The sequence below is a fragment of the Methanoculleus sp. genome (assembly GCF_035363275.1).
Taxonomy (GTDB): domain Archaea; phylum Halobacteriota; class Methanomicrobia; order Methanomicrobiales; family Methanoculleaceae; genus Methanoculleus.
Genome location: NZ_DAOSET010000111.1, coordinates 1 through 2,602, shown reverse-complemented (window position 1 = coordinate 2,602; position 2,602 = coordinate 1). Strand labels below are relative to the sequence as shown.

The window sequence follows — 2,602 nt, the reverse complement described above, 5'->3', positions numbered from 1 at the left end:
ACCCCGGCGACATCCGCAAGGACATAGAGGACCGCCATATTGATGACGAGCCCGCCCACCGAGACCGCCTGGAACGATGCGAGCCGCTGGACCCTCCGCCCGAACCTGAGGTCTCTTGCGGATTTGAATGTCCAGACGTCGTTCCAGACGAAGTTGTTCACGATCGAGAGTTCGATCGCGATCGCGGCAGAGATGAGGTAATAGAGGCCAGCAATCTCGGTCAGGGCGTAGAGGAGCCCCATGTTGACGAAGATGCCGGAGAGCCCGACGAGCCCGAACCGGACGATCTTCGTCCACTCGTTATAGACCGGTCCGGCCCGGCGTGTGGCGGCAAAAAGGATGATCCCGGCGCACTGCCGGAGGTAGTCCACTATCGTGTCGGCCCGGAGTTTGCTCTCTCCCTCCTCGCGGTCCTTGAAGACGAACGGGATCTCGACGAACGAGCGCCACCGGCCCCTGCCGAGGACCTCCATCAGGATCTTGTAGCCCCGGGGCGCGAGCGGTGCGCCGGCGACGACCTCGCGCCGCACGGCAAAGAACCCGCTCACGGGATCGGTGACTTCAGGAAAGAGCATCCGCCCGAACGCCGTGGCACCGAGCGATATGACCCTCCGCTTGAGCGGCCACTGCTCGATATCCCCGCCCTTCATGTACCTGCTTCCGATGGCGATATCCGCACCGTCCCGCACCGCCTCATAGAACCGGGGGATGAGCTCCGGCGGGTGCGAGAAGTCGGCGTCAATGACCTGCAGGATCTCCGAGCGTGCCTCCCCGAACCCCTCGACGACCGACTGGGAGAGGCCGTGGTCTTCCTTCCGGACGATCAGCCGCACGTTCTCGCGCCGGCCGGCGATCCCCTGCACGGTCGAGATTGTGCGGTCTTTTGAGGAGTCGTCCACCACGAGAACTTCTCCGTTGATGCCGTTCTCCGAGAAGACTCCGTTCACCGCCTCGATGATCGCGGCAATATTCTCTTCCTCGTTGAATGTCGGTATGATCACTGTCAGGTCGTAACGTTCAGTCATGCTGCTCTCATGTCAGGATTGTGTATTCATATCAGGCCGACGAAAAGAGGTAGATCCCCGTATGCTGCCTCTCAAGCCCTGCGTTCTCTTCAAGCCAGTTCACCGCGTCCCCGGTGGGGTCTACGGCAAGGATGTCAACGGTCACGACGTAGAACGCACGCCGGCCGGGGTAACTGTCACGGAGTGCCTGGAGTTCCTCGCCTGTCGTCGCCCCGAGTTCCAGGGTCCGGTCGGTCGCGTTGCTGTAATAGTAGTCAAGGGGCTGTGCCATATAGGGCGGCAGGACGACGACGAGGTCTCCCTCCCCCGTCATACCGGCCAGCTCCGCAGAGAAGCCACGCCAATCGTTCTTCTGGGGGGTCGTGTAATAGGTCGCAAGGAACGGGAGGCTGATGACCGCCGCCGCTATCACGACGAGGTAGACCGCCCTCCTGTCCCTGACGAGGGCATACAGTGCGGGATACGCCGACGCAATGCCGACGAAATAGACGGGGAGGAGATAGATGAGGTAACGCGGGATCATCGGCATCGCCGACGAGAGGATAAGGCTTGCCGCCAGCGGGAGGACCATCATGAAGACGAGGAGGAGCGCCCCGTCCCGGTCCTCGCGCCAGGTGACGGCGACGCCGAGCAGGAAGAGGATGAGGAAGAGCACCATGACGAGGTCGCTGAACCCCGAGATCTGCTGGAGAGTCTGGTGCACGACACTGATCCCCTGCAGGCCGAAGCTCGGAGCAGACGAGGTCCGGATAAAGAAGAGGCCGACCGTTACGATGAGCAGGGGGAGGGCGACAATGATGAAGGTGACGAGCCCGAGGGCCGGGTTTTTCGCGCTCCGCAGGTCACGCCGTATCTCGCCCGCGCGGGTGACGAGGGCGTGGAGGATGAGGACGGCGACCGGCACGATGGCGTAGAAGTGCATCCAGAAGGCGACCGCGGAGAAGACCCCGAAGAGGACCCATGAGCGGACCTCGTTCGACCGGCTTGCTCGCATGTAGAAGAGCAGCGCGAGCGAGAAGAAGAAGAGCATCGGGGCGTATGCCCGGGCCTCCTGCGAGTAGAAGATGTGGAAGGGCGAGAAGGCGAGGAGGGCGGCGGCGATGAGCCCGACGTTCCTGTCCCGGAACTCCTTGCCGATGAAGTAGACGACGGGGATCGTCAGGGCGCCAAGGAGCGCGGGGAGGAGGCGGAGCACGAACTCGCTCTCCCCGAAGAGGAGCATGCCGTGTTCCAGCCAGTAGAAGAGCGGTGGGTTGAACTCGCCGCCGGCGGTGCTCTCCCATATGCCGATGAGCGACTGCCGGGCAAACGTGAGGGTCGAGGCCTCGTCGAGCCAGAGCGAGTTCCCGCCGAGGTTGTAGAACCGGAGAAGAAACCCGGCGAGTGTCAGCCCGATGAGGACCTGCAGGTACCTGCTGGTCTTAACGGATGTTACAAGCGTATCGAGGGTGAGCGTCTCCGAACGTGCCGGTGCGGGGGTCCCGGCGTCGAGATCCCCGCCGTCATCATGCGTATGCGCCCCGCGTTTTGCCTGTCTTCCCTGCTTTTTACCCATCGTTATCATCAATCATTGACCA

The 2,602-nt window shown here is 62.6% G+C and carries 2 protein-coding genes; both read right to left on the bottom strand.

What is annotated here, in order from left to right:
- Positions 1-1,025: glycosyltransferase family 2 protein (locus tag PLN84_RS13030; protein WP_348532169.1), on the bottom strand; the 1,025-nt coding region annotated here is incomplete at its 3' end.
- A gap of 31 nt (positions 1,026-1,056) precedes the next feature.
- A complete protein-coding gene (locus PLN84_RS13025; protein WP_348532168.1) occupies positions 1,057-2,580 on the bottom strand; it encodes a glycosyltransferase family 39 protein in 1,524 nt (507 codons plus the stop codon).
- Positions 2,581-2,602: the final 22 nt, after the last annotated feature.